The following is a 20,968-nucleotide window of genomic DNA, read 5'->3' on the forward strand; positions in this document are numbered from 1 at the left end:
ATTCGCCTGAATTGCAGGAGTTGCCGATTACCAAGCAGTCTTTGCTGGGCGATTCCAAAAAATGTGTAGCGAGCAACGTACCGGTGTTTCACCTGCCGGTCTGTCCCAACGCGGCGGTTTTTTTGAAAGGTGCACTGTGATTAATGCAGGTGATCGGGGGCTTCGGCCTTCCTTCGCTTTCCCCGGCGGCTCGTACCGCTTTAACGCAGACTTCTAGGGTTTTTCATGACGCGCTACATATTCGTCACGGGCGGTGTTGTTTCTTCATTGGGGAAAGGCATTGCATCGGCTTCATTGGCAGCCATCCTGGAGGCGCGGGGACTTAAGGTCACCATGCTGAAGCTGGATCCGTACATCAACGTCGATCCGGGCACCATGAGCCCGTTCCAGCACGGTGAAGTGTTCGTCACCCACGACGGCGCCGAAACCGACCTGGACCTGGGTCACTACGAGCGGTTCATCCGCACGACCATGACCCAGAACAACAACTTCACCACTGGCCGTGTCTACGAGCACGTGCTGCGCAAAGAGCGCCGTGGTGACTACCTGGGTGCGACCATCCAGGTGATCCCGCACATCACCGACGAAATCAAGCGCCGCATCATCAAAGGTGCCGGTGACGCTGACGTGGCGATGGTTGAAATCGGTGGCACTGTTGGTGACATCGAGTCGCAACCGTTCCTCGAAGCCATCCGCCAACTGCGTTTCGAAGTCGGCGCCAAGCGCGCGATGCTGATGCACCTGACGCTGGTGCCGTACATCGCCACCGCTGGCGAGACCAAGACCAAACCAACTCAGCACTCGGTAAAAGAGCTGCGTTCGATCGGCCTGCAGCCGGACGTGCTGGTATGCCGTTCCGATCACCCGATCGATATCTCGTCGCGTCGCAAGATCGCTCAGTTCACCAACGTTGAAGAACGTGCGGTGATCGCGCTGGAAGACGCCGATACCATCTACAAGATCCCGGGCATCCTGCATTCGCAAGGTCTGGACGATTTCGTCGTTGAGCGTTTCGGTCTGCAATGCGGCAGCGCTGATCTGTCCGAGTGGGAAGCGGTGGTTGACGCCAAGCTGAACCCGGAACACGAAGTGACCATCGCCATGGTCGGCAAGTACATGGAGCTGCTGGACGCCTACAAGTCGCTGATCGAAGCGATGAGTCACGCCGGCATCAGCAACCGCACCAAGGTCAACCTGCGTTACATCGATTCCGAAGACATCGAAAACCAGGGCACTGCGCTGCTCGAAGGTGTCGACGCGATCCTCGTACCGGGCGGCTTCGGTCTGCGCGGCGTGGAAGGCAAGATCACTGCGGTTCAGTACGCTCGCGAAAACAAGGTTCCGTACCTGGGTATCTGCCTCGGTATGCAAGTGGCGGTCATTGAGTTCGCCCGTAATGTGATGGGCTGGAAAGACGCCAACTCCACCGAGTTCGATCGCGCCAGCGGCCATCCGGTTGTCGGTCTGATCACCGAGTGGGAAGACGCGACCGGTGCCGTTGAAGTGCGTACCGAGTCGTCCGACCTGGGTGGCACCATGCGCCTCGGCGCTCAGGACTGCCTGCTCGAAGCCGGCTCCAAGGTGCACGACTGCTACGGCAAGGACGTGATCGTCGAGCGTCACCGTCACCGTTACGAAGTGAACAACAACCTGCTGCCACAACTGATCGAAGCCGGCCTGAAAATCTCTGGTCGCTCCGCTGATGCTGCGCTGGTTGAAGTGGTAGAAGCAGCCGATCACCCATGGTTCGTTGCTTGCCAGTTCCACCCAGAGTTCACCTCGACACCACGCGATGGCCACCCGCTGTTCAGCGGTTTCGTCAAAGCAGCGTTGGCTCAACACCAGAAGAAGGCGTAACCCCGATGGCACAGAAGATCATCCGCGTCGGCGACATCGAGATTGCCAACGACAAACCCATGGTGCTGTTCGGCGGCATGAACGTGCTGGAAAGCCGTGACATGGCCATGCAGGTTTGCGAAGAGTACGTAAAGGTCACCGAAAAACTCGGTATCCCTTACGTGTTCAAGGCCAGTTTCGACAAGGCCAACCGGTCTTCTGTGCATTCGTATCGTGGCCCTGGCCTGGAAGAGGGCATGCGCATCTTCCAGGACATCAAACAAGCCTTCGGCGTACCGATCATCACCGACGTCCACGAGCCTGATCAGGCCGCGGTCGTCGCTGAGGTCTGCGACATCATTCAACTGCCGGCCTTCCTGTCGCGCCAGACCGATCTGGTCGTCGCGATGGCCAAGACCAACGCAGTGATCAATATCAAGAAAGCCCAGTTCCTCGCGCCTCAGGAAATGAAACACATCCTGAGCAAGTGCGTGGAAGCGGGTAATGACCAACTGATCCTCTGCGAGCGTGGTTCGAGCTTCGGCTACAACAACCTCGTGGTCGATATGCTCGGCTTCGGCATCATGAAGCAGTTCGAGTACCCGGTTTTCTTCGACGTGACCCACGCGCTGCAAATGCCTGGCGGTCGTTCCGACTCCGCCGGCGGTCGCCGTGCGCAGGTTCTGGATTTGGCCAAGGCCGGCATGAGCCAGTCGCTGGCGGGTCTGTTCCTCGAAGCACATCCGGATCCGGACAACGCCAAATGCGACGGCCCTTGCGCCTTGCGTCTGGACAAACTGGAGCCATTTCTGGCCCAGCTCAAAGCTTTGGACGAACTGGTGAAGAGTTTTCCGACGGTAGAAACCGCGTAACACTCAATTCTCCGGTAAAGTACCGCACGATTTGTCGCACATGCCTTCGGGCATGTGCGTTGTCGTCTGCAAGCTGCCCGCTGCACACCACTTGCCGACGGTAAAAAGATTTCCTCTAGCTGCGTCGTTTTCGTCAACTTTGGAGTGTTTACAACAATGGCAAAAATCGTCGACATCAAAGGTCGTGAAGTTCTCGACTCCCGTGGCAATCCCACCGTGGAAGCGGACGTGCTTCTCGACAACGGCATCATCGGCAGCGCTTGCGCGCCGTCCGGTGCATCCACTGGCTCGCGTGAAGCGCTCGAGCTGCGTGATGGCGACAAGAGCCGTTATCTGGGCAAGGGCGTGCTCAAAGCGGTAGCCAACATCAACGGTCCGATCCGCGATCTGCTGCTGGGCACCGACCCAAGCGACCAGAAAGCCCTGGATCACGCGATGATCAAGCTCGACGGTACTGAAAACAAGGCAACTCTGGGCGCCAACGCCATCCTCGCGGTGTCCCTGGCTGCGGCCAAGGCTGCTGCACAGGACCAGGACCTGCCGCTGTACGCACACATCGCCAACCTCAACGGCACTCCGGGTGTCTACTCGATGCCGGTACCGATGATGAACATCATCAACGGTGGCGAGCACGCCGATAACAACGTCGACATCCAGGAATTCATGGTGCAGCCGGTTGGCGCCAAGTCTTTCTCGGAAGGTCTGCGCATGGGCACCGAGATTTTCCATCACTTGAAAGCTGTGTTGAAGGCCCGTGGCCTGAGCACTGCCGTTGGCGACGAAGGCGGTTTCGCACCGAACCTGGCGTCCAACGAAGACGCGTTGAAAGTGATCTCCGAAGCTGTGGCCAACGCCGGTTACAAGCTGGGCACCGACGTGACCCTGGCGCTGGACTGCGCGGCCAGCGAATTCTACGAAGACGGCAAGTACAACCTGTCTGGCGAAGGCCAGGTGTTCACCGCTGAAGGTTTCGCTGACTACCTGAAAGGTCTGACCGAACGTTATCCGATCATCTCGATCGAAGACGGTCTGGACGAGTCCGACTGGGCTGGCTGGAAAATCCTCACCGACAAGATCGGCGAGAAGGTTCAACTGGTAGGCGACGACCTGTTCGTGACCAACACCAAGATCCTGAAAGAGGGCATCGATAAAAACATCGCCAACTCGATCCTGATCAAGTTCAACCAGATCGGCACCCTGACCGAAACCCTGGAAGCCATCCAGATGGCCAAGGCTGCCGGTTACACCGCAGTGATCTCGCACCGTTCGGGCGAAACCGAAGATTCGACCATTGCCGACCTGGCTGTGGGCACCTCGGCTGGCCAGATCAAGACCGGTTCGCTGTGCCGTTCCGACCGCGTTTCCAAGTACAACCAACTGCTGCGTATCGAAGAGCAGTTGAATGGCAAGGCCAAGTACAACGGTCGCAGCGAGTTTCGCGGCTAAGTACAAATCGATGGAAGGACACCGGATTGTGTCGAAAAAGTCGTGACAGCGATGGATTTGCCACTAATCTGATGCCTTAACAGCACAAGCCTGGGTCTTCCAGGCTTCGTGCTATCAGATGCTTCAAAGTTTTGGCGTGGCTGTCTTTTTTCACTGGATACCTGATATTCGATGCGCAGTCCTTACTGGTTGTTTCTCGTTTTGCTCTTGCTACTGGCCGGTCTGCAGTACCGCCTGTGGGTGGGCAATGGCAGTCTGGCGCAAGTCGCCGAGCTGAATCAGCAGATTGCTGATCAACACGCCGAGAACGAAGGTTTGCTGGAGCGCAACCGAGTGATGGACGCTGAAGTCAGCGAGTTGAAAAAGGGCATGGAGACCGTTGAAGAGCGGGCTCGTCACGAACTGGGCATGGTCAAGGACGGCGAAACCCTTTACCAGTTGGCCCAATGATCAATTCCCTGCCGGCCTTCTGGGCCGTGATTCCTGCCGCGGGCGTCGGTGCCCGAATGGCTGCGGACCGTCCCAAGCAATATCTGCAACTGGGCGGGCGCACAATTCTCGAACACAGCCTCGGCTGTTTCCTCGATCACCCAAGCCTTAAAGGGCTGGTGGTCAGTCTTGCTGTTGATGATCCTTATTGGCCGAACCTGGCGAGCGTCAACGATCCGCGTATTCAGCGGGTTGATGGCGGGGCCGAGCGTTCCGGTTCGGTGCTCAATGCCTTGCTGCATTTGCATGCGCAGGGTGCCGATGATGAGGATTGGGTACTGGTGCACGATGCGGCACGACCGAATCTGAGTCGCGAAGATCTCGACAAGTTACTGGATGAACTGGCGGATGATCCGGTCGGCGGTTTGCTCGCCGTCCCTGCGCGCGACACGTTGAAGCGGGTCGACAAGCACGGTCGGGTGGTTGAGACCGTGGATCGCAGCGTGATCTGGCAGGCGTATACGCCGCAGATGTTCCGCCTCGGTGCGTTGCATCGGGCGTTGGCGGACAGTCTGGTGGCGGATGCGGTGATTACTGACGAAGCTTCGGCGATGGAGTGGGCTGGCCTGGCGCCGCGCCTGATTGAAGGGCGGGCAGATAACCTGAAGGTGACCCGGCCGGAAGATCTGGAGTGGTTGCGCCAGCGTTGGGCTAACCGCCGCTGAGTGCAGTGGCGCCTTTCAGATTGCATTCGCGAGCAGGCTCGTTCCCACCTTTGATTTGCGCCTGACCCCAAATTTGCATTCGCCGCCGATCCCCTGTGGGAGCGAGCCTGCTCGCGAAAGCGGTAGTTCAGGCAACCCATCACTCAGCTTCGATACTCCGGCTGCTCAGCCAACCCTTCCTTGAGAAAATCCACTAACTTGCGCACCTTCGGCGACAAATGCCGCTGCTGTGGATACAACGCCCACACCGCCGTATTCGGCGGCTGATGCGCCTCCAGCAACGAAATCAACGCACCGCTGTGCAGATGCTCCAGCACGTAATAGTCCGGTAGCTGACACAACCCCACGCCTTGAAGCGCCGCATCCAGCACCGCCTGCCCACTGTTGCAGCGCCAGTTGCCCTGCACCCGTTGGGAAAATTCCCGCCCGTTTTGCTCAAGCTGCCAGATGTCCGAGCTGCCGATCAGGCAATTATGGCGACTCAACTCCGACAGACTGTGTGGGCGACCGTACCGCTCAACGTAGGACGGTGACGCGCAGAGATACATTCGTCGTGGCGCCAGGCGCGTAGCGACCAACCGCGAGTCCTGCAAGCGGCCCAAGCGAATCGCCAGATCCAGACCTTCATGCACCAGATCCAATTGGCGATTGCTCAGTTCGATATCGATGCGCAACTGCGGATACAGGCCCATGAAGCGCGTCACCAGCGGCACGATAAAACGTTCGCCGTAGGCGACGGCGCAGGTCATGCGCAGCATGCCTTTCGGTTCGCTGGTCAGATCGCCGACGGCGCGCAATGCTTCCTCGCGACCGTCCTGCAAGCGTTGGCAATGTTGCAGAAAGGTCTGCCCGGCCTCGGTCAGCGTCACCCGGCGGGTGCTGCGATAGAGCAGGCGCGTCTGAAGTCTTTCTTCCAGCCGTACGATTTGTCGACTGACGTGCGAGGACGAAACCCCGAGACGTTCGGCGGCGGCAGTGAACTGGCTGCATTCAGCAACGGCGACGAACTCGTCGATGCCTTCCCAGCGGTTTTTGGACATTGGGATTATCCCTGTATGGCAATAATGTTTTGCTTTTGTCCGGATTATTCATCGTAAAGCCATGTATTACACTCCTTGTCTGGTTTTTTATTCATTGGATTCACTGGAGAGTCAGCATGATCAAGTCGCGCGCCGCCGTTGCCTTCGAGGCCAAGAAGCCGCTGGAAATCGTAGAAGTCGATGTCGCCATGCCCAAGGCCGGTGAAGTGTTGCTGCGCGTAGTCGCTTCCGGTGTTTGCCACACTGACGCTTACACCCTGTCCGGTGCTGATCCGGAAGGCATCTTCCCGTCGATCCTCGGCCACGAAGGTGGTGCCATCGTTGAAGCCATCGGCGAGGGCGTGACTTCGGTTGCCGTAGGCGATCACGTTATTCCGCTGTACACCCCGGAATGCGGCCAGTGCAAATTCTGCAAGTCGGGCAAGACCAACCTGTGTCAGGCGATTCGCGCGACTCAGGGCAAAGGCTTGATGCCGGACGGTACTTCGCGTTTCTCCTACAAGGGCGAAACGATTTTCCACTACATGGGCACGTCGACCTTTTCGGAATACACCGTGTTGCCGGAAATCTCTGTGGCCAAGATTTCCAAGGATGCACCGCTGGAAAAGGTTTGCCTGCTCGGCTGCGGCGTCACCACCGGTATCGGTGCAGTGCTTAACACCGCCAAGGTCAAACCGGGTGACACCGTGGCCATCTTCGGTCTGGGCGGCATTGGTCTGTCTGCGGTGATCGGCGCGGTGAAAGCCAAGGCTGCGCGCATCATCGCCATCGACATCAACCCGGCCAAGTTCGAGATCGCCAAACAACTCGGCGCCACCGACTGCGTGAACCCGAAAGACTTCGATCGCCCAATCCAGGAAGTGATCGTCGACATGACCGATGGCGGCGTCGACTTCTCCTTCGAATGCATCGGCAACGTGCAACTGATGCGCGCCGCGCTTGAGTGCTGCCACAAAGGTTGGGGTGAGTCGGTGATCATCGGTGTGGCCGGTGCTGGCCAGGAAATCGCGACCCGTCCGTTCCAGTTGGTCACCGGTCGCGTCTGGCGCGGTTCGGCATTCGGCGGCGTGCGCGGTCGTACCGAGTTGCCAAGCTATGTCGACATGGCTCAGAGCGGCGAGATTCCGTTGGATACTTTCATCACCCACACCATGGGCCTGGAAGACATCAACAAGGCCTTCGACCTGATGCACGAAGGCAAGAGCATCCGTACCGTCATTCATTTCTAAAAGCAGCCCCAAGTTACAAGCTTCAAGCTGCAAGCAAAGGCGCTTTTGCCTTTTCTTGACGCTCGAAGCTTGCCACTTGCAACTGGGAGAATCCCCATGAGTCTGGAAAACATCTCCTGTCAGAAGAGTTTCGGCGGTTGGCACAAGCGCTATCGCCATCGCTCTGATGTGCTCGGCTGCGACATGGTGTTTGCCGTGTACCTGCCGCCGCAGGCGGAGCAGGGCGGCAAGCTGCCGGTGTTGTACTGGTTGTCGGGCCTGACCTGCACCGATGAGAACTTCATGCACAAGGCCGGCGCAATGCGCATGGCTGCCGAATTGGGTTTGATCATCGTTGCGCCGGACACCAGTCCGCGCGGCCCTGATGTGCCGGGCGATCCGGATGGTGCGTGGGATTTCGGTCTCGGCGCCGGGTTTTATCTGAATGCCACGCAGGAACCTTGGTCGCGCCACTATCGGATGCATGACTATGTCGTGCAGGAATTGCCTTCACTGGTTGAAGCGCATTTCCCTGCTTCGGATAAACGCAGCATCAGCGGCCACTCCATGGGCGGTCACGGTGCGTTGGTCTGCGCACTGCGAAACCCAGGTCGCTATCAATCGGTGTCGGCGTTCTCGCCAATCAACAATCCGATGGATTGTCCGTGGGGACAGAAGGCATTTTCGCGTTACCTGGGCGAAGACCGTTCGAAGTGGAAAGAGTGGGATGCCTGCGCACTGATCGCCGAAGCGCATGAAAAACTGCCGCTGCTGGTCGATCAAGGCGATCGCGATGACTTCCTCGCTACCCAGCTCAAACCCGAAGCCTTGCAACAAGTGGCAAAACAAGCGGGCCATCCGCTGACGTTGCGCCTGCAACCGGGCTACGACCACAGCTATTTCTTCATCTCAAGCTTTATAGACGACCACTTGCAGCATCATGCACGCGCCCTCAAGGGTTAATGCAGGTAGAATCACGCCCTGACAAAAATCGGGGCGTTTTTTTTATGCGTATTGGCCACGGCTATGATGTGCACCGTTTCGCTGAAGGCGATTTCATTACTCTGGGCGGCGTGCGCATTGCACACAGCTTCGGGCTGCTCGCTCATTCCGACGGTGACGTCCTGCTGCACGCCTTGAGCGATGCCTTGCTCGGCGCTGCGGCGCTGGGTGATATCGGCAAACACTTCCCGGACACCGACCCGCAATTCAAGGGCGCCGACAGCCGTGTGCTGCTGCGGCACGTGGTCGCGCTGATCCATGCCAAAGGCTGGAAAGTCGGCAACGTCGACAACACCATCGTTGCCCAGGCACCGAAAATGGCCCCGCATATCGAATCGATGCGCGCGCTGATCGCGGCGGATCTTCAAGTTGAGTTGGATCAAGTGAACGTGAAAGCTACCACCACCGAAAAGCTTGGCTTTGTCGGTCGCGAAGAAGGCATTGCCGTGCACTCCGTTGCCTTGTTGCTGCGCGCATGAATGAACTGCAATTGCTCGGCCCGCGCGCCTATGGCGAACCCCTCGGCAGTGCGGTACTGAAAGCCATCGCTGAAGATTTTCAGGTCGATGAAGTCCTCGATATCCCGTTCAGCGGCGACGGTGAACACCTGTGGATCTGGGTAGAGAAACGCGGCCTGAACACTGAAGAAGCTGCGCGGCGTATCGCCAAGGCTGCCGGCGTGCCGTTGCGCACGGTGAGCTATGCCGGCCTCAAGGATCGTCAGGCGCTGACCCGCCAGTGGTTCAGCGTGCAATTGCCGGGCAAGGCAGATCCGGATCTGTCGGCGGCGGAAAACGATACGCTGAAGATCCTCAAGACCACCCGCCACAAGCGCAAGCTGCAACGTGGCGCGCATTCGGCCAACGGTTTCACGCTGCGCCTGACCCAATTCGCCGGCGACAAAGCTGCAATCGAAGAGCGTCTGCAACTGATCGCTAAACAAGGCATCCCCAATTATTTCGGCGCCCAGCGTTTCGGTCATGACGGCGGCAACGTCGTTGATGCGCGTGCGTGGGCCGCACGCAAAGCTTTGCCGGAGCAACGCAATGTGCGTTCGCGCCTGCTCTCGACCGCACGCAGTTTTCTGTTCAATCAAGTGCTCGCCGCGCGGGTTGCTGATGGCACTTGGCAAAAAGCCCAGGTCGGCGATCTGCTGGCGTTCACCGACAGCCGCAGTTTTTTCCCGGCTGGTGAGGCTGAGTGCAGCGACCCGCGTCTGGCGATTCTTGACCTGCATCCGACCGGTCCGCAGTGGGGCGAAGGTGACTCGCCGACCGCAGGCGCTGTCCATGATCTGGAGCAGGGGATCGCCGCACGCGAGGCGGAGCTGCGCGATTGGTTGGTTCATGCCGGCATGAGCCACGAACGTCGCATCCTGCGGCTGCCCATTGGCGGGTTGACGTGGCATTATCCCCAGCCTGACATTCTGCAACTGGAATTCGTCCTCCCGGCCGGATGCTTCGCCACCGTATTGGTGCGCGAACTCGTTGATCTGGTGCCGGTGGGGCAGACGGACAGCCCATGCGTATTCTGATTTCTAACGACGATGGGGTAACCGCACCCGGTCTTGCCGCGCTTTATGCTGCGCTGGCGGATTACACCGAGTGCGTGGTTATCGCCCCGGAGCAGGACAAAAGCGGCGCCAGCAGTTCGCTGACGCTCGACCGTCCGCTGCACCCGCAATACCTGGCCAACGGCTTTATCAGCCTTAATGGCACACCGACCGACTGCGTGCACCTGGGCCTGAACGGCTTGTTGGAGCGCGAGGCGGACATGGTGGTTTCCGGCATCAACCTCGGCGCCAACCTTGGCGACGATGTGCTGTATTCCGGGACAGTGGCGGCCGCCCTCGAGGGACGTTTTCTCGAGCGTCCCTCGTTCGCTTTTTCGCTGGTTTCGCGGCAGGTGGATAATCTGCCGACGGCGGCGTACTTTGCGCGCAAACTGGTCGAGGCCCATGCCGGGCTCGATCTGCCACCGCGCACGGTGCTCAACGTGAACATCCCCAACCTGCCCATCGACCATATCCGTGGCATCCAGCTGACCCGACTGGGCCATCGTGCCCGCGCGGCGGCGCCGATGAAAGTGGTCGATCCGCGTGGCAAGGCCGGTTACTGGATTGCCGCTGCCGGCGATGCCGAAGATGGCGGTCCGGGTACGGACTTTCACGCGGTGATGCAGGGCTACGTTTCCATCACGCCGTTGCAACTCGATCGCACCTTCAACGATGCGTTCAGAAGCCTCGACGGCTGGCTGGAGGGACTGCGCTGATGGCCCGTGAACACGAAGACCGGCTGCGCAGCGGCATCGGCATGACCTCGCAGCGTACCCGCGAGCGTCTTATCCAGCGCCTGTACGAAGAAGGCGTGTCCAACGCCAAGGTGCTGGAAGTGATTCGGCGTACACCGCGTCACCTATTCGTCGACGAGGCACTGGCACACCGCGCTTACGAAGACACCGCGCTGCCGATCGGCAATAACCAGACCATTTCCCAACCTTATATGGTGGCGCGCATGAGCGAGCTGCTGTTGGAAGCCGGGCCGCTGGATAAAGTGCTCGAGATCGGCACCGGGTCCGGTTACCAGACTGCGGTGTTGTCGCAACTGGTTGAGCGAGTGTTCTCGGTCGAGCGCATCAAGGTGCTGCAGGACCGTGCCAAGGAACGTCTGGTCGAACTGAACCTGCGCAACGTGGTGTTCCGCTGGGGCGATGGCTGGGAAGGCTGGCCGGCGCTGGCGCCGTATAACGGCATCATCGTCACCGCCGTGGCCACGGATGTACCGCAAGCCTTGCTCGATCAATTGGCTCCAGGCGGGCGCATGGTGATTCCCGTGGGCTCGGGAGAAGTGCAGCAATTGTTGCTGATCGTGCGTGAGGAAAACGGTTTTTCCCGACACGTTCTGGGGGCTGTTCGTTTCGTGCCGTTGCTCAATGGGCCGCTGGCCTGAGCATTTGTTTGCGTGTGCTGAATTCCTTTCGTTCGCCTGTGTCTTACTTCGGCGACGATGGTTTAAACGCAGCAGATTGTCAGCTGGCAAACGTGTGCGCGAAGCGATTTCGCTTCATTAAAGGTAAAGCCGATCCGGCCCGTTATACTTGCGACACTTCATGCCGACATCCGGCATTTCACATTTTTCAGCCACCACAAAGGGAGCGGCGGGTGAGTCTCACAGTCATTGCGCAGCGTATGGGTAACACGAGCTTTCAGCGCCTGGTGACTGGCCTTGTCTTGAGCACCTTGCTGGTCGGTTGCTCCAGCACCAAATCGAACAATGTGCGGGTGGTCGATCGCAACAACGCGGTGGCCCAGCGTCCTACCGTGACGACCGGTCAGTATGTAGTCCGTCCGGGCGATACGATGTTTTCGATCGCGTTTCGCTACGGTTGGGACTACAAAGCCCTCGCTGCCCGGAACAATATTCCTACGCCCTATACGATCCATCCGGGTCAGACAATTCGCTTCGATGGCCGCACCGGTTCAACGCCGACGGCGGTGGTGAGCAACAGCAGTTCTTCGCCTTCTTCGTCGAGCAAAACCACGGTAATCCGGCGTCAGGCAAATGGCACGACGACCACCACAACCACCGGTTCTACGGGTGGTTCTGCTGGCGTTGCACCGTCCGTCGCCAACAAGCAAGCACCCGCTCCACTGCCTCCGGCAGGCCCGGCCCCGACCGGCTGGGGATGGCCATCTAATGGCATTCTGATTGGAAAATTCTCTTCAAACGGTAGTTTGAATAAAGGAATTGATATCGCCGGGGATTTGGGACAGCCTGTTTTAGCTGCGTCTGATGGGACGGTGGTATACGCCGGGAGTGGCTTAAGGGGCTACGGCGAATTAGTCATCATCAAACACAGCGAAACCTACGTCAGTGCCTACGGACATAACCGCAGGCTGTTGGTTCGGGAGGGACAGCAGGTCAAGGTCGGACAGACAATTGCCGAAATGGGGTCAACGGGTACAGACCGGGTGAAACTGCATTTTGAGATTCGCCGCCAAGGTAAACCTGTAGATCCGCTGCAGTTCCTGCCAAGACGTTGATTTGTAAGCCAGCCTGTTCCGTCACGTAGAGGGGACAGGCTCCAGCGCTGCCAAGGATAAAGGCGCCGCTTGAGCTTGGGGTCGAACTCACCAAAGGACTATAACAATGGCTCTCAGTAAAGAAGTGCCGGAGTTTGACATCGACGATGAGGTTCTCCTTATGGAGGCCGGCATCGATTCGGAATCTTCGATGTCGAATGATGAAGGGGCTGCTCCACCTTCCGTTCGTTCCAAATCCAAACACTCCGCTTCACTTAAACAACATAAGTACATCGACTACACGCGGGCACTTGATGCCACGCAGCTGTATCTCAACGAAATCGGCTTTTCCCCACTGCTCTCTCCGGAGGAAGAAGTTCATTTTGCGCGACTGTCGCAAAGTGGCGATCCGGCCGGACGCAAGCGCATGATTGAAAGTAACCTGCGGCTGGTGGTGAAAATCGCCCGGCGTTACGTCAATCGGGGGCTGTCGCTGCTGGATCTGATCGAAGAGGGCAACCTCGGGCTGATCCGCGCGGTGGAAAAGTTCGATCCCGAACGCGGCTTCCGCTTCTCGACCTACGCGACATGGTGGATTCGTCAGACCATCGAGCGCGCGATCATGAATCAGACCCGGACCATCCGGTTGCCGATTCATGTGGTCAAGGAACTCAATGTGTACCTGCGGGCTGCACGGGAGCTGACGCAAAAGCTCGACCACGAACCTTCACCCGAAGAAATTGCCAACCTGCTGGAAAAACCGGTGGGCGAGGTCAAGCGCATGCTGGGCCTGAACGAACGGGTTTCTTCGGTCGACGTCTCGCTGGGTCCGGATTCGGATAAAACCCTGCTGGACACCCTCACTGATGATCGTCCAACCGATCCCTGTGAACTGCTGCAGGACGACGACCTGTCGCAGAGCATTGATCAATGGCTGTCGGAGTTGACCGACAAGCAGCGCGAGGTGGTTGTACGCCGCTTCGGTCTGCGCGGCCACGAGAGCAGCACGCTGGAAGATGTAGGCCTGGAGATCGGCCTGACCCGGGAACGGGTGCGGCAGATCCAGGTGGAAGGCCTCAAGCGCCTTCGTGAAATCCTCGAGAAGAATGGCCTGTCGAGCGAGTCGCTGTTCCAGTAAGCGCCTCACACGCTCGCCCGCAAGAAGCCCCGACTGGTTCGGGGTTTTTTGTTGGCCTCGATTTAATGCTCATCTCGCAAGCCTTTTTCATTGTCAGACGTACGGTTGGCATTTCCATCGTTTGTAGTCTCGCGGTGTAAGCCTTGGCTTACTCTTTCGTAAGTGTTCACTATCTTTACAAGACGGCAGACGTCGATTGCTCTCCATGTTGCTGCATAACATATTGATTTGTATATTTATTTTTTATTATGAAGTGCTTATTACAGCGCTTTCCCAGACTCAGGGCCGATTGCTCTCGCCGGGGAATTCTCTAGTATCTGGGTTGTGTCGACGGACAGACACGCCCTTCAAGGAAGAGGGGAACGGACATCGCAGGAAGCGATTCATCAGGACGATGAAAAGGAATACAGGGAATAGGGAAAAAATGTGGGCGGGTCATACCGCCCCTTTTTTTTGCCCGTAGAAAAGTAAAAGACAGAAAAGCAAAAAGGCCCGCAAGGGGCCTTTTCATTCGAGCGCGCGACAGATCAGCGTTCGAGATCTTTGATCTTGCCTTTGACGCCATCCCACTCTTCAGCATCTGGCAGCGATTCTTTCTTCTCGGTGATGTTCGGCCAGATTTCAGCCAGCTCAACGTTGAGTTGAATGAACTCCTGCATCTCTTCCGGAACTTCGTCCTCGGAGAAAATGGCTACGGCCGGGCATTCCGGTTCGCACAGGGCGCAGTCGATGCACTCATCCGGGTGAATCACCAGGAAATTCGGGCCTTCGTAAAAGCAGTCCACCGGACAGACTTCTACGCAGTCGGTGTACTTGCACTTGATGCAGTTGTCGGTGACGACGAAGGTCATTTCTAATTTTCTCCTCAGGCGGCGGCAGCGTTGCCCCTTCACGGTTGGGGTCGCCAGGTTCGGGAGCGATACCTGCTGGCCAGGCTATTAGCCAGCAGCATCCCAAACCGCGCGAGATTCTAACAGCTTGAAGCCGTTTGCGTTATATCCGCTTCTTCAGTGCTTATATCCGGTTCTTCAATGCATAGAGCATTTCGAGCGCACGACGCGGGGTCAGGTCATCCAGATCCAGTTTAGCCAGCTCATCGAGCACCGGGTGCGGCAGGCTGGCGAACATGTCGCTCTGCTGTGGCGTCGCCGGTTTGCCCTTGGCGACCGGTTTCGGCGCTTCATGCGGCAAAGCGGTTTCTTCCAGTCGGCTCAGGTGCTCGCGGGCGCGCACGATCACTTCGCTTGGCACGCCGGCCAGTTGCGCCACTGCCAGGCCATAGCTTTGGCTGGCAGGGCCGGGCAGCACGTGGTGCAGGAACACGATGCGTTCGTTGTGCTCGGTGGCGTTGAGGTGGACGTTGGCCACCAGTGGCTCGGCTTCCGGCAACACAGTCAGTTCGAAGTAGTGCGTAGCGAACAGCGTATAGGCGCGCAAATGAGCCAGACGCTCGGCCGCCGCCCATGCCAGCGACAGACCGTCGAAGGTGCTGGTGCCGCGACCGACTTCGTCCATCAACACCAGGCTGCGCTCGGTGGCGTTGTGCAGGATGTTCGCGGTTTCGCTCATTTCGACCATGAAGGTCGAACGACCACCGGCCAAGTCATCACTGGAGCCGATGCGGGTGAAGATGCGGTCGACCAGCGACAGTTCGCAACTGGCCGCCGGTACGAAGCTGCCGATATGCGCCAGCAGCACGATCAATGCGGTTTGACGCATGTAGGTGGATTTACCGCCCATGTTCGGGCCGGTGATCACCAACATGCGCGTGTTGTCGTCCAGGCTCAGGTCGTTGGCCACGAACGGCGTGGTCAGCACTTGCTCGACCACCGGGTGACGACCCTGGGTGATGCGCATGCACGGCTCGCTGACGAAGCGCGGGCAGTTCAGGTCGAGGTTCAGCGCACGCTCGGCGAGGTTGCTCAACACGTCCAGTTCCGCCAGTGCGCCGGCGGTGTCCTGCAACGGCGGCAACTGGCTGATCAGATCTTCCAGCAGCGCTTCGTAGAGCATCTTCTCGCGGGCTAGAGCACGGCTCTTGGCCGATAGCGCCTTGTCTTCGAACTCTTTCAGCTCAGGCGTGATGAAACGCTCGGCACCTTTCAGCGTCTGGCGACGGATGTAATCCGCCGGGGCGGATTCGGCCTGCTTGCTCGGCAACTCGATGAAGTAGCCGTGAATGCGGTTGTAGCCGACTTTCAGGTGGCTCAGGCCGGTACGGGCCTTCTCGCGTGCTTCCAGGTCGATAAGGAATTGGCCGGCGTTTTCGCTCAGCGATTGCAGCTCGTCGAGTTCGCTGTCGTAGCCGGTTTTCAGCACGCCGCCGTCACGGATCACTGCGGGTGGGTTATCGATGATGGCTTTTTCCAGCAGTGCCGCCAGCTCCGGGTAGGTGCTGGTGATGGTCGCCAGACCTTGCAGGTGCGGCGCTTCCAGGTCGGTCATTGCCACTTGCAGTTCAGGCAGGGCACCGAGGGCGTCACGCAGGCGCGCCAAGTCACGAGGACGTGCGTTGCGCAGGCCGATCCGCGCAAGAATCCGCTCGATGTCGCCGATTTCCTTGAGCTGCGGTTGCAGCTTTTCGAAACGGTAGCGATCGAGCAGGCAAGTGATCGAGGTCTGGCGCGCCAGCAATACCGTCAGATCGCGCAACGGGCGATTCAGCCAGCGAGTCAGCAAACGGCTGCCCATGGCGGTCTGGCAGCGATCGACCACCGATTGCAGGGTGTTGTCGCGACCACCGGCCAGGTTGGTGTCGAGTTCAAGGTTGCGACGGCTCGCACCGTCCAGCACCACCGTGTCATCCAGACGTTCGTGGCGCAGGCTGCGCAGGTGGGGCAGGGCGGTACGCTGAGTTTCCTTGGCGTAGGCCAACAGGCAACCGGCAGCGCCGATGGCCAGGGTCAGGTTCTCGCAGCCAAAGCCCTTCAGGTCTTGGGTGGAAAACTGTTGGCAGAGACTTTTCAGCGCCGAGTCGCGCTCGAAATCCCACGGTGCGCGACGACTGACGCCACGGCGTTTTTCCGCTGGCAAGTCCCTCGGCCAGTCATCCGGGATCAGCAGCTCCACCGGATTGATCCGCTCCAGTTCCGCCAGCAGGTTCTCCCAGCCTTTGATTTCCGACACGCTGAAACTGCCGCTGGTGATGTCCAGCACGGCCAGACCGAACAGGCGCTCGTCACCCAGCAGTGCAGCGATCAGGTTGTCGCGGCGCTCGTCGAGCAGCGCCTCGTCACTGACCGTCCCCGGCGTGAGGATCCGCACCACCTGACGCTCCACCGGGCCTTTGCTGGTCGCTGGGTCGCCGACTTGCTCGCAGATCACCACCGATTCGCCAAGCTTGACCAGTTTCGCCAGATAGCCTTCCGCTGCGTGGTAAGGAATGCCACACATCGGAATCGCCTGCCCCGCCGACTGTCCGCGCGCGGTCAGGGTGATGTCGAGCAACTTGGCCGCCTTCTTCGCGTCTTCGTAGAAGATCTCGTAGAAGTCGCCCATGCGGTAGAACATCAGCTGATCTGGATGCTGATTCTTCAGTCGCCAGTACTGCTGCATCATCGGAGTGTGGGAGAACAGGTCGGAGACGGCTTTATTCATCGGATTGTCAGGCAACTCGTTAAAAAATGTAGGGCAAAAGCGGGGCATCAGCCGGGCTTTTCCGCGATGGGCGCAAGGTTACCATGGGCAGTCTGTCGGGCGCAGGCGTCGCAGCCCGGTGACGGTTTTCTTCATCGAAATGTGTGCTTATGCATTATTTATGCAAATCAGCATTTGTCTTAACGAATAACTTCAAGCACTATGCGCGTTATGCAAAAACGCAACGTAGCCTCCGTCTTAAGAGCACTGCTCGACCAGCACGGGATCTCCCCCACGGAGCTCCACCGTCGCACCGGCGTGCCCCAATCCACTCTCTCGCGGATTCTCAGCGGGAAGATCGTCGATCCCTCGGATAAACACATTTCGAAGATCGCCGAGTACTTCGCCGTGAGCACCGATCAATTGCGCGGGCGCGCAGATGTCGCGCCGTCGGCCGGTGCCGCGCGTGATGATGTACACGCGGAACTCAAGGACATAATGCTGTGGGACGACGATACGCCGGTCGATGATGACGAAGTATCGGTGCCGTTCCTTCGCGAGGTTGAATTGGCTGCTGGATCAGGAAGATTCGTCATCGAAGAGAGCGAGCGCTCTAGCCTGCGCTTCGGCAAGCGCAGTCTGCGCCATAACGGTGTGCAGTTCGACCAGGCCAAATGCGTGACAGTGCGCGGCAACAGCATGTTGCCGGTGTTGCGTGATGGTGCCACCGTCGGCGTCAACGCCGGTAAATGCGGCATCGGCGACATCATTGATGGCGACCTGTACGCGATCAATCACAACGGCCAGTTACGCGTAAAGCAGCTTTACCGCTTGCCTACCGGCATTCGTCTGCGCAGCTTCAATCGCGATGAGCATCCGGACGAGGACTACAGCTTCCAGGAAATCCAGGAAGAGCAGATCGTCATCCTCGGTCACGTCTTCTGGTGGGGCATGTACGCCCGCTAACCCGACCCTCTTCAGACAAACCCGCCCATTGGCGGGTTTTTTTTCGCCTTGATGAAACCGCCAAACCCTTGAGTTGCGGGGCTTTCATGCGTTTGCGCATTTATAATGCATAAATAAATGCATTTTTGCATTGACTGGATATGCATACATGCATATTCTTGCCACCAAGCCGCTCGACAAAGCGGCTGGCAAGAAAGCTCTTTAGTTCCACAAGAACAGGCAGCGATGAACCGGCCTCAACGGTTCAGAGGGTTGGCAACTGACCCGGGTGTGCAGCGTAAAGCACCAGAAGCAGTTATCCGGCGGGCAGGGACCGCGGTCGGAAAAAAAACTTGAACGGACTCGTACCGCGCCAGTAGCGCCGAAAAGTCAGCTTCCTTCTCGAACACAGGATTTGAAGGAAGGCGAAGGACCGCATTACTGAAAAGCCTGGTGCATCGTCGCCGGGCTTTTTGGAATGCCTTCCTGAGGCTCAAGCGTCGGCCCGGCAATCATCGTCTGGCCCGTCGCACTTTATCGAGTGGGTCAGCGCATTGCTTGTCCCTACACGCATGGCTGGCCCCTCTGTCTGCACCCCAATAGCCGATCCAAGGAGAAACACATGAATCGATACGCGTTTATCTCATTTACCACTTTCAAGGTTTATCAAGTTCTTGAGACCGATGAAGGAACCCCTGGCAGTCCTCCCGATGGTTTGTGGGGGCAATGGGTGGATGTCACCGGCAACCCTGACGTCGCGGTCGGTTGGAATGCCAGATCGGTCAACAACCAGTGGGATTTGCATGCACCTACCTATGACGAGGTGGCCGCTGAAGTCAAAGTCGTGGCGACTCAACGGCTGTCCGATGCTAAAGGTTGGCTGACCTTCAACCCATTCGATTACAAAAAAGATCTTGGTATCGCAACGCCAGATGAAGAAGCGGCGTTACTGGCTTACAAGCAATACGTCATTGCCGTGTGCGATTTCAAGAATCAAGCGGGTTATCCATATACCGTCGTTTGGCCAACCGTACCTTTTTCCCTGGCCTGAGTCGTCGGTCTGATTCATCTGGTCTGTATTACTGAAAAGCCCGGCCCAGCGCCGGGCTTTTTGGAATGCCTACCTCAAGAGAAACCGATTGAACCCAACACACACCACTCATCCATCACACCAGGAGGCGTGACATGACAAACGAGCAACAAGCGTTGGCGGACATGCCGATCTGGCTGGTCATCCTCCTTGCCGTCGTCGGCGGGGTGTCCGGCGAAATGTGGCGCGCCGACAAGGAGGGCGCGCGTGGCTGGCCGCTGCTGCGCCGCCTGGCCCTGCGCTCCGGCGCCTGCATGATCTGCGGCGTGTCGGCGATCATGCTGCTGTACGCCGCCGGGATGTCGATCTGGGCGGCCGGCGCGTTCGGTTGCCTTACCGCAATGGCCGGGGCTGACGTGGCCATCGGGCTGTATGAACGCTGGGCCGCCAAGCGCATCGGCGTTTGTGAAGTACCACCGCGCGACCAGCCTTAACCTCGACTGTTTATCCGTGCCGCCATAACGGCGGCAGGGTTTCGCGTGGACGATTGAAAAGGAGGTCATGTATGCCCACACCGATTCAGCAGCCGTCGCAACTGTTCACCGCCATCGCGGCGACGCTGCGCAACACCGCCGGGCTCAATATCAGCGTCGGCAATCACGACGATTTCACCGCGCCAGGCGATCAGGCTTGGGTGCTGATCGACTTTGATCGCAATGCACCGGGAGCGCGTGCCGCTGACGGGCGTATCGCCCATGTCCTGACGCTATCGCTGCAAGTCGTCCCGGCGCTATCGGCCAGTGCTTTTGCCGCGTGCGATCTGATCGCCGTGCTGAAAAACCTGATCACCGACAACCGCTGGGGTCTGCCCGGCGATCAATGTGATCTGCCGATCAACATCGATGGTTTGCCGTCGCTACTTGTCCGCGCCAACCAGCAATACAAAGCCTGGACCCTGACGTTCAATCAGACCCTCTACCTCGGCCCGATCTTGCTTGACGACCCGCTGGGCACGCCGAAATTCGCCCGCACCTGGGAAGTCAGCAACATCGACGACCCCGACCAATACACCGCGCTGGAGGGCTGACCAATGTTCGACGCATTACTGCGCATGCAACTTGGCCCGATCATCGAACGGCTGGCAGAGATGGAAGCGGAAATCGACGACCTGCACCGCCGCGCTGAAAGCTTCTGTCGCATTGGTATCTGCCAGACAGTCGACGCTGCGAAAAATACCTGCCAGGTCAGTCACGGTGGCTTGCTCACGCCAGCCATCAAGTTTTTCAACCCGAGTGCCGGGGCGCAAAGCGAATCGCGCATCCCTACGGTGGGCGAGCAGTGTCTGCTGTTCAATTACGGCAGCGGCGAAAGCGGTGCACAGAGTGTGGCGTTGTTCGGCTTGAACAGCGACCGCTTTCCGCCAGCCTCCACGGTGCCGACGCTGACCCGGCGAGTGCATCACGATGGCAGCGAAAGCGGTTACGACGATGCTTCACACACCTTGCACTGGCAAAACGGCCCGGCAGCCTTCAGCGGCTCGCGCGAATCACTGGAACTGAGCATCGGCCCGGCCCGGTTAGCGATGACACCACAAATCATCACCCTGCAACTCGGTGCAGTCGGCCTGACCATCGACGCTTCTGGCGTGCATTTCAGCGGCCCATTGATCGATCACCAGGGCCGCGTCATCAGCCCCTGAT

21 protein-coding genes are annotated in these 20,968 nt (G+C 58.6%); 18 read left to right on the forward strand and 3 right to left on the reverse strand.

The window, feature by feature from the left end:
- Positions 1–225: 225 nt before the first annotated feature.
- From pyrG to ispD, 5 genes are all read left to right on the forward strand, one after another.
- Complete coding sequence (gene pyrG, locus AC5SEM_RS02295) at positions 226–1,857, forward strand: CTP synthase (protein WP_007908841.1); 1,632 nt, start codon at positions 226–228, stop codon at positions 1,855–1,857.
- 5 nt (positions 1,858–1,862) lie between these two features.
- Positions 1,863–2,708, forward strand: a complete 846-nt coding sequence (gene kdsA / locus AC5SEM_RS02300) for a 3-deoxy-8-phosphooctulonate synthase (protein ID WP_008081720.1) — start codon at positions 1,863–1,865, stop codon at positions 2,706–2,708.
- 156 nt (positions 2,709–2,864) lie between these two features.
- A complete protein-coding gene (eno, locus tag AC5SEM_RS02305; RefSeq protein ID WP_007908839.1) occupies positions 2,865–4,154 on the forward strand; it encodes a phosphopyruvate hydratase in 1,290 nt (429 codons plus the stop codon).
- A 171-nt stretch (positions 4,155–4,325) separates the two neighbouring features.
- Positions 4,326–4,604 (forward strand): cell division protein FtsB, encoded by a 279-nt coding sequence (gene ftsB, locus AC5SEM_RS02310; protein ID WP_007908838.1) that lies wholly within the window; start codon positions 4,326–4,328, stop codon positions 4,602–4,604.
- Complete coding sequence (gene ispD / locus AC5SEM_RS02315) at positions 4,601–5,308, forward strand: 2-C-methyl-D-erythritol 4-phosphate cytidylyltransferase (RefSeq protein WP_116028749.1); 708 nt, start codon at positions 4,601–4,603, stop codon at positions 5,306–5,308. The genes ftsB and ispD overlap by 4 nt, the downstream gene beginning before the upstream one ends.
- Positions 5,309–5,451: 143 nt before the next feature.
- Here ispD and AC5SEM_RS02320 read toward each other — a convergent pair whose 3' ends face one another.
- Positions 5,452–6,348, reverse strand: a complete 897-nt coding sequence (locus AC5SEM_RS02320) for a LysR family transcriptional regulator (protein ID WP_495472090.1) — start codon at positions 6,346–6,348, stop codon at positions 5,452–5,454.
- A 116-nt stretch (positions 6,349–6,464) separates the two neighbouring features.
- Between AC5SEM_RS02320 and AC5SEM_RS02325 the strand changes: the two genes are divergently transcribed.
- The 8 genes from AC5SEM_RS02325 to rpoS all read left to right on the forward strand — a co-directional run bounded on the left by AC5SEM_RS02325 (position 6,465) and on the right by rpoS (position 13,717).
- Positions 6,465–7,577, forward strand: a complete 1,113-nt coding sequence (locus tag AC5SEM_RS02325; protein WP_007908835.1) for an S-(hydroxymethyl)glutathione dehydrogenase/class III alcohol dehydrogenase — start codon at positions 6,465–6,467, stop codon at positions 7,575–7,577.
- 90 nt (positions 7,578–7,667) lie between these two features.
- Entirely contained in the window at positions 7,668–8,519 is an 852-nt protein-coding gene (gene fghA, locus AC5SEM_RS02330) for an S-formylglutathione hydrolase (protein ID WP_495473437.1), read from the forward strand.
- 44 nt (positions 8,520–8,563) lie between these two features.
- Positions 8,564–9,037, forward strand: a complete 474-nt coding sequence (gene ispF / locus AC5SEM_RS02335) for a 2-C-methyl-D-erythritol 2,4-cyclodiphosphate synthase (RefSeq protein WP_038979164.1) — start codon at positions 8,564–8,566, stop codon at positions 9,035–9,037.
- Positions 9,034–10,092 (forward strand): tRNA pseudouridine(13) synthase TruD, encoded by a 1,059-nt coding sequence (truD, locus tag AC5SEM_RS02340; protein ID WP_495472091.1) that lies wholly within the window; start codon positions 9,034–9,036, stop codon positions 10,090–10,092. The genes ispF and truD overlap by 4 nt, the downstream gene beginning before the upstream one ends.
- Positions 10,080–10,829: a 5'/3'-nucleotidase SurE gene (gene surE, locus AC5SEM_RS02345; RefSeq protein ID WP_007908831.1), complete on the forward strand. Its 750-nt coding sequence runs from the start codon at positions 10,080–10,082 to the stop codon at positions 10,827–10,829. Before truD ends, surE begins: the two co-directional genes overlap by 13 nt.
- 41 nt (positions 10,830–10,870) lie before the next feature.
- Entirely contained in the window at positions 10,871–11,506 is a 636-nt protein-coding gene (locus AC5SEM_RS02350) for a protein-L-isoaspartate(D-aspartate) O-methyltransferase (protein ID WP_171057346.1), read from the forward strand.
- A 212-nt stretch (positions 11,507–11,718) separates the two neighbouring features.
- Positions 11,719–12,600: a peptidoglycan DD-metalloendopeptidase family protein gene (locus tag AC5SEM_RS02355; protein WP_495473438.1), complete on the forward strand. Its 882-nt coding sequence runs from the start codon at positions 11,719–11,721 to the stop codon at positions 12,598–12,600.
- A gap of 106 nt (positions 12,601–12,706) precedes the next feature.
- On the forward strand, positions 12,707–13,717 hold the full coding sequence (rpoS, locus tag AC5SEM_RS02360) for an RNA polymerase sigma factor RpoS (protein WP_016985073.1): 1,011 nt from the start codon (positions 12,707–12,709) through the stop codon (positions 13,715–13,717).
- 527 nt (positions 13,718–14,244) lie between these two features.
- Here the strand turns inward: rpoS and fdxA are convergent.
- Both fdxA and mutS read right to left on the reverse strand, forming a co-directional pair.
- Positions 14,245–14,568: a ferredoxin FdxA gene (gene fdxA, locus AC5SEM_RS02365; RefSeq protein WP_007908827.1), complete on the reverse strand. Its 324-nt coding sequence runs from the start codon at positions 14,566–14,568 to the stop codon at positions 14,245–14,247.
- A 163-nt stretch (positions 14,569–14,731) separates the two neighbouring features.
- The gene (mutS, locus tag AC5SEM_RS02370) at positions 14,732–17,314 is read right to left on the reverse strand and encodes a DNA mismatch repair protein MutS (protein ID WP_495472092.1); all 2,583 of its coding nucleotides are present in this window, start codon (positions 17,312–17,314) and stop codon (positions 14,732–14,734) included.
- Positions 17,315–17,524: 210 nt separating this feature from the next.
- On the opposite strand from mutS, the gene AC5SEM_RS02375 reads away from it, so the two are divergent.
- From AC5SEM_RS02375 to AC5SEM_RS02395, 5 genes are all read left to right on the forward strand, one after another.
- Positions 17,525–18,259, forward strand: coding sequence for an XRE family transcriptional regulator (locus tag AC5SEM_RS02375; protein ID WP_007908821.1), 735 nt, complete (start codon positions 17,525–17,527; stop codon positions 18,257–18,259).
- A gap of 601 nt (positions 18,260–18,860) precedes the next feature.
- Positions 18,861–19,289 (forward strand): tail fiber assembly protein, encoded by a 429-nt coding sequence (locus tag AC5SEM_RS02380; RefSeq protein WP_116028755.1) that lies wholly within the window; start codon positions 18,861–18,863, stop codon positions 19,287–19,289.
- Positions 19,290–19,423: 134 nt separating this feature from the next.
- Complete coding sequence (locus AC5SEM_RS02385) at positions 19,424–19,762, forward strand: phage holin family protein (RefSeq protein WP_077571337.1); 339 nt, start codon at positions 19,424–19,426, stop codon at positions 19,760–19,762.
- A gap of 71 nt (positions 19,763–19,833) precedes the next feature.
- Positions 19,834–20,355: a hypothetical protein gene (locus AC5SEM_RS02390; protein ID WP_116028756.1), complete on the forward strand. Its 522-nt coding sequence runs from the start codon at positions 19,834–19,836 to the stop codon at positions 20,353–20,355.
- Positions 20,356–20,358: 3 nt separating this feature from the next.
- On the forward strand, positions 20,359–20,967 hold the full coding sequence (locus AC5SEM_RS02395; protein WP_116028757.1) for a phage baseplate assembly protein V: 609 nt from the start codon (positions 20,359–20,361) through the stop codon (positions 20,965–20,967).
- Position 20,968: the final 1 nt, after the last annotated feature.

Source organism: Pseudomonas sp. CH61 (assembly GCF_059429415.1).

Excerpts from the sequence above, each read along its gene's own strand:
- pyrG (WP_007908841.1), top strand. The coding sequence starts at position 226 with ATGACGCGCTACATATTCGTCACGGGCGGTGTTGTTTCTTCATTGGGG.
- AC5SEM_RS02380 (WP_116028755.1), top strand. The coding sequence starts at position 18,861 with ATGAATCGATACGCGTTTATCTCATTTACCACTTTCAAGGTTTATCAA.
- ftsB (WP_007908838.1), top strand. The coding sequence starts at position 4,326 with ATGCGCAGTCCTTACTGGTTGTTTCTCGTTTTGCTCTTGCTACTGGCC.
- AC5SEM_RS02385 (WP_077571337.1), top strand. The coding sequence starts at position 19,424 with ATGACAAACGAGCAACAAGCGTTGGCGGACATGCCGATCTGGCTGGTC.
- ispD (WP_116028749.1), top strand. The coding sequence starts at position 4,601 with ATGATCAATTCCCTGCCGGCCTTCTGGGCCGTGATTCCTGCCGCGGGC.
- AC5SEM_RS02395 (WP_116028757.1), top strand. The coding sequence starts at position 20,359 with ATGTTCGACGCATTACTGCGCATGCAACTTGGCCCGATCATCGAACGG.
- fdxA (WP_007908827.1), bottom strand. The coding sequence starts at position 14,568 with ATGACCTTCGTCGTCACCGACAACTGCATCAAGTGCAAGTACACCGAC.
- AC5SEM_RS02390 (WP_116028756.1), top strand. The coding sequence starts at position 19,834 with ATGCCCACACCGATTCAGCAGCCGTCGCAACTGTTCACCGCCATCGCG.
- AC5SEM_RS02350 (WP_171057346.1), top strand. The coding sequence starts at position 10,871 with ATGACCTCGCAGCGTACCCGCGAGCGTCTTATCCAGCGCCTGTACGAA.
- AC5SEM_RS02375 (WP_007908821.1), top strand. The coding sequence starts at position 17,525 with ATGCAAAAACGCAACGTAGCCTCCGTCTTAAGAGCACTGCTCGACCAG.
- AC5SEM_RS02320 (WP_495472090.1), bottom strand. The coding sequence starts at position 6,348 with ATGTCCAAAAACCGCTGGGAAGGCATCGACGAGTTCGTCGCCGTTGCT.
- mutS (WP_495472092.1), bottom strand. The coding sequence starts at position 17,314 with ATGAATAAAGCCGTCTCCGACCTGTTCTCCCACACTCCGATGATGCAG.
- surE (WP_007908831.1), top strand. The coding sequence starts at position 10,080 with ATGCGTATTCTGATTTCTAACGACGATGGGGTAACCGCACCCGGTCTT.
- AC5SEM_RS02325 (WP_007908835.1), top strand. The coding sequence starts at position 6,465 with ATGATCAAGTCGCGCGCCGCCGTTGCCTTCGAGGCCAAGAAGCCGCTG.
- truD (WP_495472091.1), top strand. The coding sequence starts at position 9,034 with ATGAATGAACTGCAATTGCTCGGCCCGCGCGCCTATGGCGAACCCCTC.
- kdsA (WP_008081720.1), top strand. The coding sequence starts at position 1,863 with ATGGCACAGAAGATCATCCGCGTCGGCGACATCGAGATTGCCAACGAC.
- ispF (WP_038979164.1), top strand. The coding sequence starts at position 8,564 with ATGCGTATTGGCCACGGCTATGATGTGCACCGTTTCGCTGAAGGCGAT.
- rpoS (WP_016985073.1), top strand. The coding sequence starts at position 12,707 with ATGGCTCTCAGTAAAGAAGTGCCGGAGTTTGACATCGACGATGAGGTT.
- eno (WP_007908839.1), top strand. The coding sequence starts at position 2,865 with ATGGCAAAAATCGTCGACATCAAAGGTCGTGAAGTTCTCGACTCCCGT.